The sequence below is a fragment of the Streptomyces sp. NPDC002536 genome, from assembly GCF_053594995.1.
The window spans coordinates 1-14,446 of the sequence record NZ_JBSFWU010000051.1; the positions used below are offsets into that span (position 1 = coordinate 1).

General features: G+C 72.8%; 16 protein-coding genes. 7 read left to right on the forward strand and 9 right to left on the reverse strand.

The features are described from left to right. The 4 genes from ACWD4B_RS19550 to ACWD4B_RS19565 form a co-directional block, all read right to left on the reverse strand. On the reverse strand, positions 1-981 hold a 981-nt coding region (locus tag ACWD4B_RS19550; RefSeq protein ID WP_451421910.1), incomplete at its 3' end, for a hypothetical protein. A gap of 105 nt (positions 982-1,086) precedes the next feature. Beyond that, the gene (locus ACWD4B_RS19555) at positions 1,087-1,413 is read right to left on the reverse strand and encodes a DUF6233 domain-containing protein (protein WP_336411014.1); all 327 of its coding nucleotides are present in this window, start codon (positions 1,411-1,413) and stop codon (positions 1,087-1,089) included. 236 nt (positions 1,414-1,649) lie between these two features. Then, positions 1,650-2,072: an ArsR/SmtB family transcription factor gene (locus ACWD4B_RS19560; protein ID WP_451421911.1), complete on the reverse strand. Its 423-nt coding sequence runs from the start codon at positions 2,070-2,072 to the stop codon at positions 1,650-1,652. A gap of 2 nt (positions 2,073-2,074) precedes the next feature. Next, positions 2,075-2,284: a hypothetical protein gene (locus ACWD4B_RS19565; protein ID WP_336411012.1), complete on the reverse strand. Its 210-nt coding sequence runs from the start codon at positions 2,282-2,284 to the stop codon at positions 2,075-2,077. 395 nt (positions 2,285-2,679) lie between these two features. Here ACWD4B_RS19565 and ACWD4B_RS19570 point away from each other — a divergent pair, with 395 nt between their 5' ends. Both ACWD4B_RS19570 and ACWD4B_RS19575 read left to right on the forward strand, forming a co-directional pair. Next, on the forward strand, positions 2,680-4,497 hold the full coding sequence (locus tag ACWD4B_RS19570) for a glycosyltransferase family 2 protein (protein WP_451421953.1): 1,818 nt from the start codon (positions 2,680-2,682) through the stop codon (positions 4,495-4,497). 12 nt (positions 4,498-4,509) lie between these two features. Then, on the forward strand, positions 4,510-6,429 hold the full coding sequence (locus ACWD4B_RS19575) for a galactose oxidase-like domain-containing protein (RefSeq protein WP_451421912.1): 1,920 nt from the start codon (positions 4,510-4,512) through the stop codon (positions 6,427-6,429). Positions 6,430-6,435: 6 nt separating this feature from the next. Here the strand turns inward: ACWD4B_RS19575 and ACWD4B_RS19580 are convergent, their stop codons facing one another. Both ACWD4B_RS19580 and ACWD4B_RS19585 read right to left on the reverse strand, forming a co-directional pair. Further along, positions 6,436-7,443 (reverse strand): glycoside hydrolase family 6 protein, encoded by a 1,008-nt coding sequence (locus ACWD4B_RS19580; protein ID WP_451421913.1) that lies wholly within the window; start codon positions 7,441-7,443, stop codon positions 6,436-6,438. A gap of 130 nt (positions 7,444-7,573) precedes the next feature. Continuing rightward, positions 7,574-8,638: an ATP-dependent DNA ligase gene (locus ACWD4B_RS19585; RefSeq protein ID WP_451421914.1), complete on the reverse strand. Its 1,065-nt coding sequence runs from the start codon at positions 8,636-8,638 to the stop codon at positions 7,574-7,576. Between the two features lie 90 nt (positions 8,639-8,728). Between ACWD4B_RS19585 and ligD the strand changes: the two genes are divergently transcribed. The 4 genes from ligD to ACWD4B_RS19605 all read left to right on the forward strand — a co-directional run bounded on the left by ligD (position 8,729) and on the right by ACWD4B_RS19605 (position 11,774). Continuing rightward, positions 8,729-9,733 carry a non-homologous end-joining DNA ligase gene (gene ligD, locus ACWD4B_RS19590; RefSeq protein WP_451421915.1) on the forward strand — a complete coding sequence of 335 codons (1,005 nt, stop codon included), beginning with the start codon at positions 8,729-8,731 and terminating at the stop codon, positions 9,731-9,733. A 74-nt stretch (positions 9,734-9,807) separates the two neighbouring features. Continuing rightward, positions 9,808-10,188, forward strand: coding sequence for an SH3 domain-containing protein (locus ACWD4B_RS19595; RefSeq protein ID WP_451421916.1), 381 nt, complete (start codon positions 9,808-9,810; stop codon positions 10,186-10,188). Positions 10,189-10,387: 199 nt separating this feature from the next. Beyond that, the gene (locus tag ACWD4B_RS19600) at positions 10,388-10,579 is read left to right on the forward strand and encodes a hypothetical protein (protein WP_171079496.1); all 192 of its coding nucleotides are present in this window, start codon (positions 10,388-10,390) and stop codon (positions 10,577-10,579) included. Between the two features lie 43 nt (positions 10,580-10,622). After that, positions 10,623-11,774: a hypothetical protein gene (locus ACWD4B_RS19605; RefSeq protein ID WP_451421917.1), complete on the forward strand. Its 1,152-nt coding sequence runs from the start codon at positions 10,623-10,625 to the stop codon at positions 11,772-11,774. Positions 11,775-11,781: 7 nt separating this feature from the next. Here the strand turns inward: ACWD4B_RS19605 and ACWD4B_RS19610 are convergent, their stop codons facing one another. Together ACWD4B_RS19610 and ACWD4B_RS19615 are read right to left on the reverse strand one after the other, a co-directional pair. Then, complete coding sequence (locus tag ACWD4B_RS19610; RefSeq protein ID WP_451421918.1) at positions 11,782-12,765, reverse strand: DUF6528 family protein; 984 nt, start codon at positions 12,763-12,765, stop codon at positions 11,782-11,784. 128 nt (positions 12,766-12,893) lie between these two features. Continuing rightward, positions 12,894-13,289: a nuclear transport factor 2 family protein gene (locus tag ACWD4B_RS19615; protein WP_451421919.1), complete on the reverse strand. Its 396-nt coding sequence runs from the start codon at positions 13,287-13,289 to the stop codon at positions 12,894-12,896. Positions 13,290-13,385: 96 nt separating this feature from the next. On the opposite strand from ACWD4B_RS19615, the gene ACWD4B_RS19620 reads away from it, so the two are divergent. Further along, complete coding sequence (locus ACWD4B_RS19620) at positions 13,386-13,976, forward strand: TetR/AcrR family transcriptional regulator (RefSeq protein ID WP_451421920.1); 591 nt, start codon at positions 13,386-13,388, stop codon at positions 13,974-13,976. A gap of 12 nt (positions 13,977-13,988) precedes the next feature. Here the strand turns inward: ACWD4B_RS19620 and ACWD4B_RS19625 are convergent, their stop codons facing one another. Continuing rightward, entirely contained in the window at positions 13,989-14,156 is a 168-nt protein-coding gene (locus ACWD4B_RS19625; RefSeq protein WP_451421921.1) for a hypothetical protein, read from the reverse strand. Positions 14,157-14,446 lie beyond the last annotated feature (290 nt).

Below are 14,446 nucleotides of genomic sequence, written 5' to 3' on the forward strand. Positions count from 1 at the left end.
GCCAATTCCGGCCCAACCCTTTGGGGAATCCGAGAAAGGTCGGCGAAACTCCCCGCCGAAGGGCGTCGTCCTCCGATCTGAACGGTGCGGCTGTGCCCAGGCCAGGGCCAGCCACGGGGTGGCCGCGCTCGCGACCGCCAGGCTCCAGCCCGTCGCCGTGGTGGGGAAGGCGGTCAGCAGCGGGACGATCATCACGGCGCCGCACAGCAGCAGCGCCGCGGCCGGCAGATGGACCCAGGGCTCGAAGCGGCGGGCCCGCCGGACGCGCCGTTCGTTGCGGCGCAGGGCCAGGCCCGTGAGGAACCCGGCGATGACCGCGGAGGTCCAGATCACCGGCAGGGCGACGTACCGGCCCGCGATGAAGCCGATGTCGGTCTCCGGTGCCTGCCGCACTCCCAGGCCGGGCCGGTCGGGGGCGTAGCGCAGCTGGAGCGTGCGGCCCTCCTCCGGCAGCCCGCGGGTGACCACGTCGTGCAGGGTGATCTCCTTCTTCCCGGCGGAGAAGGGGATGTCGGTGACGACCGTCGAGCTGTACTCGTTGTCGTTGGCCTCGGTGTCGACGGGTTGCGGCGTGCCGACGACGCTCCGGACGGGCACCTCGTACACCCCGCCCCCGGCCCGCTCGACCTTGGCGAGCCAGGCGCCGTAGGCGCCGTCGGGGCCCACGCCCTGGCACAGGGCGGCCGCGCTGGTGAACGCGATGCCGAAGCCCAGGACCCAGGAGAGCAGGCGCGACGAGCGCGGCGCGGGCCAGGGCCGGTACCGCCTGCGCCACTGCTTGCGGCGTAACACCGCACGCCTGCGTGCCCGTACCGCCAGGGAGGCCAGCACCCAGCACAGGGCGCCTGCTGCGGTCGCGCCGAGCAGCCACAGCTGCTGGCGCTTGGGCGGCAGCTCCCGGAACGGGATCATGCCTGCGATCATGGTCGCATAGCCCACGAGCAGCGTCGCCCACGCGGTGAGCCGCGTCACCGTCCTCATCTCGTACTTCCCCCGCCACCTGCGAAATCTTGACAAGGGGACAGCGTAATGGGGGCATTCGCGGCAGAAGTCCGCAGGTCCGCCGGAGCGGCCTGCCGGGCCGGTCTAGCGCACCGGGCCGAGGAACCTTTCGGGCTGGCAGGCGTCGCACAGCCGCACGTCCTGCCGGGCCACCTGGGAGCGGGCCTCGGCGGTGCTCAGCGTGGCCTCGCCGCCCTTGGGCACCCAGCAGCCGGCGTGGTGCAGTTCGTGGACGACGCCGCCGGGGCGGCGCTGTTCGGTGAGCGGCCAGACGGCGTCCTCGATGTCGCGCCGGCCGCCGTTGAGCCGGTGCAGCACGACCGCGCGGACCCATTCGCGGGGAGAATGGCCGACTTCTTGTGCGGCGGCCTCGATACGGGCGAGTTCGTCAGGGGTGAAGAGCTGCTCCATGACGCGGGACAGTAGCAGCGGAAAGCCTGCTGCGACCCCCGTTCCCCAGGATGCCCCGGCGCTGCTGACCTGCGGGTTGACCGGAGAGCCGGGGGTGTTGCCGGAATTGCGGGGAACGGGTGCCGAAACGCTCGTGCAGCTCCGGCGGCCACTGCCCCGACTGGCATAGGACAACGGCGTATTACGGCCGGAATTCGACGGCCTCGGTGAACTCCCGGACCGTGGGCCTTTCGTTGTCACCTGTCCTTGTGAACGGCCGTTCCGTGGGCCGGAATTTCCGGAATACTCGATTCCGGAAAAGGTTTTGCGCAAGCTTTCTCCGGGGGCTCCCCGCGGTCGCGCAGCTCCGTCAGCAGTTCCTCCTGGCCGGTGAGGACCTGGGTCAGGATGCGCCGGGCGGCCCCCAGCAGCTCCGTCACGTCGCCGCCCGCCAGGGCGTAGACGACCGTGGAGCCCTCGCGGGTGGAGCTCACGATGCCCGACCGGCGCAGCACCGCGAGCTGCTGCGAGAGGCTGGAGGGCACGACCTCGATCGCGGCGAGAAGGTCGCGCACGGGCATCGGCCGGTCCTGCAGGAGCTCCAGGACCCGGATGCGCACCGGGTGCCCGAGCATGCGGAAGAGCTCCGCCTTCGCCTGGTACAGGGGCACCCGCGGCACGTTCAGCTCCCGTCTTCGTGTGTCACCTGCTCGTCCGGCCGGTCCGGCACGGTGTCCGTCTCGACGCCGTGCGCGCGGGCCAGCCGCAGCGCGTCGTCGAGCTCGTCCTCCGCGAGGGCCGCCTCGTAGCTGTCCCCGGCGGCCCGTGCCGCCGCGAGGGCCGCGCGTGCTGCGCGCACCCTCTCCCGCATCGCCTCGGCGAACGCACTCACCGTCAGCCCCCTGTGTGGCTCGTCCGACTGTTCGCGCACTTGGTGAATTGAAGAATTCCGCAATTCTAGGACATGCCGCCGCCCGGGGCCGCTGGTGCGTCGCCGGGCTGAGCATTCTCTCCGCCCGCCGGGCCCCCTCCAAGTGCGGGAACCGGTCACGCGTCGCTGCCATGTGAGTGATGCGGAGTCACTTTCGGTGCGTTTGTCACATGATCGTAGGTCCGTTTTGTTAGTTTTTCTCCCCCGAGGTGCCCCTGGGCGTCTTGATCCCGTGTCCGTTCGTGGCTGGGGGTGTTGTGGTGGCGATTTCGGCGAGCGATGCCCGGTCGGCAACGGCCTGCGACAGTGCGGAAACGGGCCGCCCCGGCGCCTCCGGCTCGCGACCGCCCGGCGGGGTGCCGGAACCGGGAGGCGGACCCGGCGGCAGCAGCACGGCCGGACGCGGATCCGGGCACTACGACTACGCACGCTTCAGCCGGCTGGCCGGAGGCCTGACCGACCCCCCGCCCGGCGCCTACCGGGTCCGCTACCGGCGGCTGATGAGCAAGAGCATCAGCCGGGGCCTCGGCGTCCGGCTGCTCCTCGGCGCCGCCCCCCTGGTGTCGCTGACGCTGATGGTGTGGCTGATGCTGCCGGAACACTGGGTGCACCGCGAGTACGCGAGCGACTGGGAGCGCGGTGCCGACGCCGCCATGATGCTCTCCATCGGGCTGATCGAACTGTTCCGCGTCGTCAACGTCGTCTCCAACGCCCACGCCACCCTCATGGCCCGGGACCCGGTGCCCGTGCGGGCCCGGCCGGGCACCCGGGTCGCCTTCCTCACCAGCTTCGTCCCCGGCAAGGAGCCGCTGGCCATGGTGCGCGCCACGCTGGAGGGCGCGGTGCGCATCGAGCACGACGGCCTGCTGGACGTGTGGCTGCTGGACGAGGGCGACGACCCCGAGGCCCGGCGGCTGTGCGAGCGGCTGGGCGTACGGCACTTCAGCCGCAGGGGAGTCGACCGCTGGAACCGGCCGTCCGGGCGCTTCCGGGCCCGTACCAAGCACGGCAACTACAACGCCTGGCTGGACGCGCACGGCGACGACTACGAGTTCATGGCCTGCGTGGACACCGACCACGTGCCCCTGCCCAACTTCCTCGAGCGCATGATGGGCTACTTCCGGGACCCGGACGTGGCCTTCGTCGTCGCCCCCCAGGTCTACGGCAACTACACCACGGCGGTCACCAAGGCGGCCGAGAGCCAGCAGTTCCTCTTCCACGCCCTGATCCAGCGCGCGGGCAACGCCTACGGCTCACCGATGTTCGTCGGCACCTGCAACTGCGTGCGCATCAGCGTGCTGCGACAGGTCGGCGGGCTCTACGACTCGATCACCGAGGACATGGCCACCGGCCTGGAGATCCACTGCCGCCGCAACCCCGCCACCGGGCGGCGCTGGCGCTCGGTGTACACCCCGGACGTCCTCGCCGTCGGCGAGGGGCCGTCCACCTGGACCGACTACTTCTCCCAGCAACTGCGCTGGTCCCGCGGCACGTACGAGACGCTGCTGCGCCAGTTCTGGCGCGCGCCGTGGTCGCTGTCGCCGGGGCGGCTGCTCAACTACACGCTGATGGTCACCTATTACCCCATGGCCGCCCTCAACTGGGTGCTGGGCGCCCTGTGCTGTGCACTCTTCCTGGGCCTGGGGGCCGCGGGCATCACCATCGATCCGCGGCTGTGGCTGATGCTCTACTGCGACGCCGCGGCCCTGCAGATCGGCCTCTACATCTGGAACCGCCGCCACAATGTCAGCCCCCACGAGCCCGCCGGCTCCTCGGGCACGGCCGGCATGGTGATGTCGGCCCTCTCGGCACCGCTCTACGCGCGCTCCCTCGGCGAGGCGCTGCTGCGGCGGACCTCGCGGTTCGTGGTGACCCCCAAGGGCGACTCGGCCAGCGCCGACTGCGTGGCCACCTTCCGCACCCACCTGATGTGGGCGGCCCTGTTCGCCCTGTCGCTGTGCGCCTCGGCGCTGCTCGGCCACGACCACACCGCCATGCGGATCTGGGCCCTGCTGGCACTGGCGACCGCGCTCGGCCCGGTCGGTGTGTGGCAGACGGGCCTGGCGCGCGAACGCCGCGCGCTGCGCACCGGCATCCCCGCGCCGGGACCCGCCGCCAAGGGCACCGAACCCGGGCCCGGGCCGCGGCCGGTGGGGCAGCGGACCGGACACTGAGCGGAGGACGACGTGACGTTCCGCCCGACGGCGAAGTCGCGCAAGACGGTGCTCGGCGCCGTGGCCGTGCTGGCGCTGGTGGCCGCGAACGCGCCGGCCGCCACCGGATTCGCCGAGCGCGCCTGGCACGAGTACACGGTCAACCAGGAGTCGTACAAGGCCCGTTACGGGCACTGGGACGTGGTCGACGTCCCCGGCCGGTTCCGGATCAACGCGATCCACGCCGCACTGCTGCACACCGGCAAGGTGCTGCTCATCGCCGGATCCGGCAACGACGAGCGGAAGTTCCGGGCCGGCACCTTCCAGAGCGTGCTGTGGGACCCGTCGGACGACACCTTCAAGGAGATCCCCACCCCCAAGGACATGTTCTGCGCCGGGCACGCCCAGCTGACCGACGGGAAACTGCTGGTCGCGGGCGGCACCGCCCGGTACGAGAAGCTCACCGGCGACGTCCGGCGGGCCGGCGGGGCGATGCTGGTGAAGAACGAGGACCCCGACCGGTCCCGCGTCCTCCCCGCGGGCACCGTCTTCCAGGGCTCCACCGGCCTGCAGTACCGCTCACAGTTCCCGGTGCTGCTGCCGCGCGCGAAGAAGACCGCGACCGAGGGCGGCGCCACGGTGACCGCCTCCCAGGAACGGGTCTACGTGGAGTCCGTCACCGAGGGCGAGGACGGCATCGCCAACACGGCCGACCAGTACCGCATCCAGGGACTGCGCGGCAAGGACTCCCAGGTCTTCTACGGGCTCGCCGCCAGACTCGGCCTGGACAAGAAGGACTTCCAGGGGCTGCGCGAGGCCTACGAGTTCGACCCGGTCGCCGAGCGCTACGTGCCCGTCGACCCGATGGCCGAGGCCCGCTGGTACCCCACGCTGGTGACCCTGCAGGACGGCCGGGTCCTGGCCGTCTCGGGCCTGGACGACATGGGCGAGATCATCCCCGGTAGGAACGAGCTCTTCAACCCGGTCACCCGGAGGTGGTCCCGGGCGCCCGACCGGTACTTCCCCACCTACCCCGCCCTCTTCCTCACCGGCACCGGCAAGCTCTTCTACTCCGGCTCCAACGCGGGCTACGGGCCCGCCGACAAGGGCAGAACGCCGGGGCTGTGGGACGTGGCGCACAACACCTTCGCCCCCGTCCCCGGGCTGACGGACCCGCAGCTGACCGAGACCTCGGCGTCGGTGCTGCTGCCGCCCGCGCAGGAGCGCACGGTGATGCTCCTGGGCGGCGGCGGGGTGGGGGAGTCGGCGCAGTCGACCCGGCGCACGGCCGTCGTCGACCTGAGAGCCGTACGTCCGCGCTACGCGCCCGGCCCCGACCTGCCCCGGGGCACGCGGTACCTCAACGCCGTACTGACGCCCGACGACCGGGTGTTCACGACCGGAGGGTCGGGCGACTACCGGGGCAAGCACGCCTCCGACATCCTGCGCGCCCAGTTCTACGACCCGCACACGCGGGCGTTCACGACCGCCGCCGACCCCACGGTCGGGCGGGACTACCACTCCGAGGCGCTGCTGCTGCCCGACGGGCGGATCGCGGTCTTCGGCTCCAACCCGCTCTTCGCGGACAAGGACGACACCCGCCCCGGCTCCTTCGAGCAGCGCATCGAGGTCTACACCCCGCCGTACCTCTACCGCGACCACCGCCCGTCGCTGCGCTCGGAACCGCTGGACGTGCGGCGGGGTGCGCTGGTCGCCCTGCCGGGTGCGTCGTCGCGCGGGGTGGCCGCGGTGCGGCTGATGCGGCCGAGCGCGGTGACGCACGCGACGGACGTGGAACAGCGCTCGATCGCGCTGGGGTTCGCGGTGCGGGGCGGGGTGCCGACGGTACGGGTGCCGGAGGATCCGGCGCTGGTGCCGGGGGGCTGGTACATGCTGTTCCTGGTGGACCGGACGGGGACCCCGTCGCGGAGTGTGTGGGTGCATGTGCGGTAACGCCCCTTACGGGCGCCCCGGCACCGCCCTCGCGAGGTCCAAGGCGTACTCCGCCCACCAGAACCCCGCCGGAGGTGCGCCCCGGCAGGTACCGTCCGATTCCCCGGGGCGTTTGATCCAGACGAACGCGTCGACGAGGGGCGAGTCCGTCGCCGCGGTGGGCGGCGTGCCCAGGGCCCGGCCCGGCGGGTTGCACCAGGATTCGTTCTCCGCAGGGAGCAGCGGACCGTTGCCGTTGCGGCTGGTGTCGATGATGTAGTGCGTGCCGCCCAGCAGTGCGGAGAGCCGGTCGCCGTAGGTGCGCGTCGCCTCTGTCGTATGGAAGTTGGAGACGTTCAGCGCGAACCCGTCGGCCTGGCCGGCCCCCGCCCGCTGCAGTGCGTCGGCCAGCATCTTCTGGTCGGAGATCCAGCCCGCGTTGCCCGCGTCCACGTACACCGAGGTGCCCGGCAGCGCCTTGAACGCCCGGACGGCTTCGGCGAGGAGGCCCAGCCGTTCCGCCGCGGCGTCGGCGGGGAGGCAGTGCGTGGCCCACTGGGCGATGGCGTCCGGTTCGAGGACCACCCACGCCTTGCGGTCGCCGATCCCGGCCGCGGCCCGGGCCACCCAGGCGCGGTAGGCGGCCGCGTCCTTGGCGCCGCCGGAGGAGTACTGTCCGCAGTCCCGGTGCGGGATGTTGTAGGCGACGAGGACGGGGATGCGGTGGGCCCGGGCCGCCTCGCCGGTGACCTCGGCGGCCTGGGCCTGCGGGTCGCCGGAGGTGAGCCAGACGGCCGTCGGCTCCTCGGAGATGCGCTGCAGCGAGACCGCGTCCCGGTCGCGGCCGCGTTCCTGCCAGACCCGTTCCTGCCGGGCGGGCCGGCCCAACGGCTCGGACCAGAAAGGGAATCCGGGCCCGTCCCCGGGGTCCGTGGCGGCCGCCACGCCCGCGCAGAGCGGCAGGCACACGGCGCTCGAGCAGGCCAGGGCGGCGGCTCTCTGTCGCGTACGTCTCCTGTGCATGAGCGTCTGCATGGGCGTCTTCCCTTCCGGCCGGGGTAGAAGATTCTTCCCAGGCTGGAATGTGTCGCCCCGTCAGGTCCTGTTCTGCTGCGCCGTACGGGTACCCGCGTGCCCCGTCCGGAGGCAGCGGGGTGACGGGCCGTCAGGTCGCGCCCAGGACCTCGCCCAGGTCGTAGCCCACCGGCTCCTCCAGCTGGGCGTAGGTGCACTGCTGCGGCTCCCGGTCCGGGCGCCAGCGCCGGAACCGGGCCGTGTGCCGGAAGCGGTCGCCCTGCATGTGGTCGTAGGCGACCTCGCACACCCGCTCCGGGCGCAGGGCGATCCAGGACAGGTCCTTCTTGCCGGTCCAGCGGCTCGGGGCGCCGGGCAGCCGCCCGGCGGCCCGGTCCTCCGCGTCCGCCCAGGACTCCCAGGGATGTCCCGCGGGCGACTCCATGCGCAGCGGTGCCAGCTCGTCCATCAGCTCCCGGCGCCGGGCCATCGGGAAGGCGGCGCACACCCCGACGTGCTGGAGCCGGCCCGCGGTGTCGTACAGCCCCAGCAGCAGCGAGCCCACGACCGGGCCGCTCTTGTGCAGGCGCAGGCCGGCCACGACGCAGTCGGCGGTCCGCTCGTGCTTGACCTTCACCATGACGCGTTCGCCCGGCCGGTAGGGCAGTCCGGGCGGCTTGGCGACGACGCCGTCCAGGCCCGCCCCCTCGAACTGCTCGAACCAGCCGCGGGCCACGTCCAGGTCGTAGGTGACGGGTGCCGTGAAGACCGGGTCGGCCGCCTCCTGCAGCGCGGTCGTCAGCGCCTCCCGGCGCTCGCGCTGGGGCGTGGCCAGCAGCGACTCGTCGCCCAGGGCGAGCAGGTCGAAGGCCACGAAGGAGGCCGGGGTCGCCCCGGCCAGCATGCGGACCCGGGAGTCGGCGGGGTGGATGCGCTCCAGCAGCGCGTCGAAGTCCAGCTGGCCCTCCCGGACGATCACGATCTCGCCGTCCAGGACGCAGCGCTGCGGGAGTTGCGCGAGCAGGGCGTCCACCAGTTCGGGGAAGTAGCGGGTGAGCGGCTTGCCCGTGCGGCTGCCCAGCTCGATCTCGTCCCCGTCGCGGAAGACGACGGCGCGGAAACCGTCCCACTTGGCCTCGTACTGCATGCCGGGCGGAATGGCGGCCGCGGACTTCGCCAGCATCGGCGCCAGGGGCGGCATCACGGGAAGATCCATGCCCGAATTGTGCGCTTGCGGCGCCCCGTCAGGGGCGCGCCGTGGTGCCGCATGACGAAGATCCGTCGGACAGACCCTTAGCGTGAGCGCATGACAGAGGCCCTGGAGCTCACGGTCGGCGGGCGCGCGGTCCGGCTGTCCAACCCCGACAAGGTCTATTTTCCGCAGCGCGGCTTCACCAAGCGCGACGTCGCGGAGTACTACCTGAGCGTCGGCGACGGCATCCTGCGCGCGCTGCGGAACCGCCCCACCACGCTGGAGCGCTACCCCGACGGCGTCGAGGGCGAGTCGTTCTTCCAGAAGAGGGCGCCGAAGAACCTTCCCGAGTGGATCCCCACCGGCCGGATCTCCTTCCCCAGCGGCCGGCACGCCGACGAGATCTGTCCGACCGAGCCCGGCGCCGTGCTCTGGGCGGCCAACCTCGGCTGTCTGACCTTCCACCCCTGGCCGGTGCGGCGCGAGGACACCGAGCACCCCGACGAACTGCGCATCGACCTCGACCCCCAGCCCGGCACCGGCTACGCCGACGCCGTACGGGCCGCCCTCGAACTGCGCGAGGTGCTGCGGGAACTGGGGCTGACCGGCTGGCCCAAGACCTCCGGCGGACGGGGGCTGCACGTCTTCGTCCCCATCCGGCCCGTGTGGACCTTCGTCCAGGTGCGGCGCGCCGCCATCGCCGTGGCCCGCGAGCTCGAACGGCGCGCCCCGGAGCGGATCACCACCGCCTGGTGGAAGGAGGAGCGCGGCGCGAAGGTCTTCGTCGACTACAACCAGACCGCCCGCGACCGCACCATCGCCAGCGCCTACTCCCTGCGGCCCCGCCCCCACGCACCCGTCTCCGCACCGCTGCGCTGGGAGGAGGTCCCCGATGCCGTGCCCGAGGACTTCGACCTGGCCACCATGCCCGCCCGGTTCGCCGCGCTCGGCGACGTCCACGCCGGCATGGATGAACGGCCCTGCGGGATGGAGGCCGCGCTGGAACTGGCCGACCGCGACGAGCACGACCACGGCCTGGGCGACCTGCCCTACCCGCCCGAACACCCCAAGATGAAGGGCGAGCCGAAGCGGGTGCAGCCCAGCAGGGCCAAGAAGTAACCGCCGCGTTTATCCTGCGATTCCCCGTGGAACTGGGGCAATGCCGTACCCACTTCGCACCGAGGGAGAAAACCGTGTCCACCACCACCCTGGCCACCGCCGCCGCACTCGGCGGAGCGCTGCTCCTCGTCGCACCCGCCGCCTCCGCGGTCCCCACGGCCGCCCCCGCCAGAGCGCACGGCACGGTCACCGCCCCCTCGGGGCTCAACGAGCGCGCCTACCCGAGCACCGACTCCTCCGTGCGCGGGGTCCTCAAGTACCGCGCCCAGGTGGGCCTGCGCTGCAAGGCCCACGCGCAGGAGGTCGGGGGCAACCCCCTGTGGTACCTCCTGCGGGAGCGCAACGACTGGATCGCGGCGCGCTACATCGACAACGCCGGCGAGGTCCCGCTGTGCCGGAACCTCGGGCACAGCTCCCTCGACGACAGTGTGGAGTCCCGCGCCGCCATGGGGTGACGAAGTGCGAAGTGCCCCTCCCTTCCGGCCGGATCCGGCGGGTGCCATCATGAGCGCAGGGGGAGGTAGGGCCGGTGAACTGTACTCGCTGCGGCGCGCCCGTGATACAGGGGTCGGACGGCGGCTGGTCGTGCAACAACTGCGGGGCCGCCGGTAAATAATGGACAGCACCGACATCCCCCAGACGAATGCTGCCGCGATGCTCTGCAAAGACTGTCTGAACCCGGTGATCGAGGGCCCCGAGGGGGGCTACGTCTGCGGCCAGTGCTTTCACGTGGTCGAGCCCAACGGCTATGCCGAGCGACGGGCCGAGGGTGTGAAGAAGGCCGCGGAGGAGCGCCGGATCCGCACCGAGGAGCGCCGTTCCCGCGTGCCCCGCACAGGTCTGTGACCGGAGAAGGAAGAACGCATTGGACCACCCGAACCATGGCTGCGTGCTGTTGCTGGACGGTACCCCGGACCGGCGGCGGGGCACCCTGCCGAACCCGACCGCGCACGCAGTCGCCGGAGCGAACCCGCGCCGCTTCCTCGCCGCAGCCTCGTCCGATGTCGTACAACTGCCCGCCATGGCAGGCCCGCAGAGCGTCCTGGCCTACCTCCAGGACGCCGTCACCGTGCCCGGCCCGCTGCTGGTGTGGGTGACGGGCCACCTGATGATCCCCGCCCGCCGCAGCACCCAGCTGCACCTGGCGCTGCGCGAGAGCACCCCCGCCACCGTCCGCTATACCGGCCTGCCCTGGGAGTGGCTCACCCGCACTCTGGGCGAACACCCCGGCCCCACCCTGCTGGTGATCGACGCCGAGGCCGACGCCGCCGCCCTGCCCCACGTCACCGCGGCGGTCCGCGCGGGGCACCTCGGAGGGGGCGTGCCCGTGTGCGGGGTCGTCGGCCCCACCGCCGACAAGCCGGCCACGGAGGCCGGGCCCTACGCCCGCGCCTTCCTCACCGCCCTCTCCGTCGGCCACCCCGCCGCGGGGCCCGTGCTCGACCCCGTGCTGCTCCACCAACTCGCGCTCACCCAGGCCGCGCTGCCCGACGGCGCGCTGAGCGTGCAGGAGGGCGACGCCGGCCCCGTCCTCGCCAACCCGGCCGCACCGGCCGTCGCGGCCCCTGCGCCCCGGGCACCCGAACCGGCCCCGGCTCCCGCTCCCGCACCGGCCCCGCCCGAGGAGGACCCGCTGCCCGGCATCCTGGCCGCCGCCCAGGCCGGCCGGCACAACGAGGCGGCGGCCATGGCCGCCGCCTGGGAGCAGCAGACGCTGCGCCGGCACGGCTCGCACAGTCCCGAGGCCGGGCTGTGGGTCGAGGTGCGGGCCGACCTCGCCCGGCTCGCCGGCGACCACCCGCGCGCCGCCGAACTCTGGCTGTCCGCCGCCTCCCACCGGCTGGCCCGGGGCGGGGCCGCCGACGGCGAGACGGTCGAGGCGCTCAAGCGGGCGCACTACTGCTGGCAGCACAGCGGCGACCGGGCGCCGCACCTGGCGCCCGCCCTGCTCGCCCTGTGGGAGCAGGTCCCCGACGGCGGCGAGGCCGCCGCCGCCGTGCGGGCCAGGATGCGGGAGACGGCGCGCACGCCGTCGCGGTGACGGCCGGTCAGCCGCGGCCGGCGGTCCACCAGCGGGCCTTGTACATCCCGCCGTGCAGCAGGGTGCGGGTGCCGTCCGGCCGGTACAGCGTCAGCGTCGAGGTGCACCAGCTGCAGGCGTGGCCCCGCTCGGGCCGGGCGACCAGCACCTGGCCGGTCCTCGGTTCGTCGCCGATGCTCTTGACGTCCGGGCCGCTGATCCGCGACTGCTGCGGGTACGACACGAAGGCCTGCTCGGTCGTCGAGTACTGGTAGACGGCCGAGGCCGTGGTCACCCACAGCCGGCCCGGCCGGGTGAGCACGGGGGCCAGGTCGTGGCCGTTGCGGGTGGGCAGGGCGCGGCGGTGGACGACCGTCAGGGACGGGTCCTCCGGCGAGCCGCCCACCCGGAGCGCGACCAGCTCCCGGCTGCCCAGCGCCCACAACAGCCGTGTGCGCGGGTCCCAGTGCACCCCGTGCGCCCCCGGGAGCGGCACCTGCACGTGCTCGGTGGCCCGCGAGCCCAGGGAGGCCGCGTACAGCCGCAGGTATCCGCCCGTGCTGGCCGCCACCGCCACGTTGCCGTCGGGCAGCAGCTCGATGCTGTGGGCATTGCCCTTGCCGGTGTCGGCCGCCCAGTACACCGAGCGGCCCGGGTAGCCGATCACGGCCGCCAGCCCGCCGGAGGCCGTGGCCAGCAGGTAGCGGCGACCGCCCAGTTCACGGAACTTGGCCTCGCTCGGATTCGCCCACGAGCTGTCGGGGTCGAGGTCCGCGAGGTCGTCGTTCCCGTCGGCGCTCCAGGACCAGAGCACCCCCGCGCCGTTGCTCCCGGCGTCCCACTGCGCGCGCTTGGCGTCCAGCACGTACACGGACCGGGTGGCCTGGTCGGCCGCCACGATCGGTGAGGAGGCGACCCGTCCGCCCCGGCCTCCTGCCTGGGCCGTGACGGTTGTTCCGGGGGTCGACAACGTGACCATCGCCGTGAGCATCACGACCCACACCCGTCTCACGACACACCGCTCCTGACGTCCACGCCTTGCACGGGCCGTCAGGATCGGCCGGACCGGGGCGGGATGCGGGCCGCCACGCCCGGCACTCAGGCGAACGAGTGCATCGTCATTGCGTCGTCAGTGCACCGTCAGCGCAGGAGGCGGTCCGCCTCGGTGATGGCGACGTCGTTGATGCTCGCGTAGCGGCGGCGCATCAGGCCGTTGTCGGCGAACTCCCAGTTCTCGTTGCCGTGGCTGCGGAACCACCGGCCCGCGGTGTCGTGCCACTCGTACACGAAGCGGACCGCGATGCGGTTGCCGGTGTACGCCCAGAGCTCCTTGCGCAGGCGGTAGTCCAGCTCGCGCTGCCACTTGGCGCGCAGGAATTCGGTGATCTCGGCGCGGCCGGTGAGGAACACGTCGCGGTTGCGCCACTCGGAGTCCTCGGTGTAGCCGAGGGCGACCCGCTCGGGGTCGCAGCTGTTCCAGGCCTCCTCGGCGGCGCGGACCTTGGCCTCGGCGGTTTCGGCGGTGAACGACAGCACGGTCAACTCTTCCCTCCGACAAGGGAGAACGATCGTTCTCCCGGGTGTGCGGTAGCCTAGGAGAACGATCGTTCTCGTGCAAGGGGAGAGGTAGCGGTGACGGAGGAGTGGACCGAGCGGGTCCTGGGCGCGGCCGAGGAGCTGTTCTACGGGCAGGGGATCCAGGCCGTCGGCATGGACGCGGTCCGGACCGCCGCCGGGGTGTCGCTCAAGCGTCTCTACGGGCTCTTCCCGTCCAAGGACGCCCTGGTCGAGGCCTACTTGGCGCGCCGGGACGCGCGCTGGCGCGGGGAGCTGGAGCGCCATGCGGCCGCCGTGCCCGCCGGCCGGGAGCGCATCCTGGCGGTCTACGACTGGCTGGAGCGGTGGTTCGCCGAACCCGGCTTCCGGGGCTGCGCGTTCGTCAACTCCTTCGGCGAACTGGGGGCCGGTTCGCCCGCCGTGGCCGCTGCGGCGCGTGCCCACAAGGACACGTTTCGTGCGTGGCTCACCGGGCTTGTGGCCGAGACCGGTGTGGACCGGACGGCGGCGGAGCGGCTCGGCCAGCAGCTGGCGCTGCTGGCCGAGGGGGCGATCGCGCTGGCGGCGGTCTCCGGCACCGTGCTGCCTGCGCGGCAGGCGCGGGAGGCGGCTCGCGTGCTGCTGGAGGCCCCGGCGCCCTCCCTCCCGGCGCCGGAGCCGTGCTGATCCGTCACCGGATCAGACCTCGCGGAAGTGCCACATCTGCCAGTCGGCGTGCCGGCAGTTCCGCATGTCGATCCCGGCGTCGTCTCTGCGCTCGCCGGTGCGGGACCGGCCACGGCCGAGGGGGAGTGCCGTCGCCCCCAGGGCCGGCAGAAGTGCGGCCGGGATCCCGGGGGTTGACACGGCCGGTGCGTGCACGCTGGGCGTATGCCGACGGATGTGGAGACGGTCCGGTGCTCGGTGCTCGGTGCCCGAGCTCGACGCGGAGAGCTCATGCTGGATCCGGCGCATCCTGCCGCACGAGGGGTACATGATCGCGGGCAACGATCCGCTCACGGGCGCCGGTTGCTTCCTGGCCCATCGGACTTCGTCACGCGGCACCACGGCGCCCCGTCAGGGGCGCGGGGCTGTATCGATTTGCGGCTCCGCCGCGTGGGCGCGACTAGCCACGACGCGCCCGCAGTCGAGGTTCT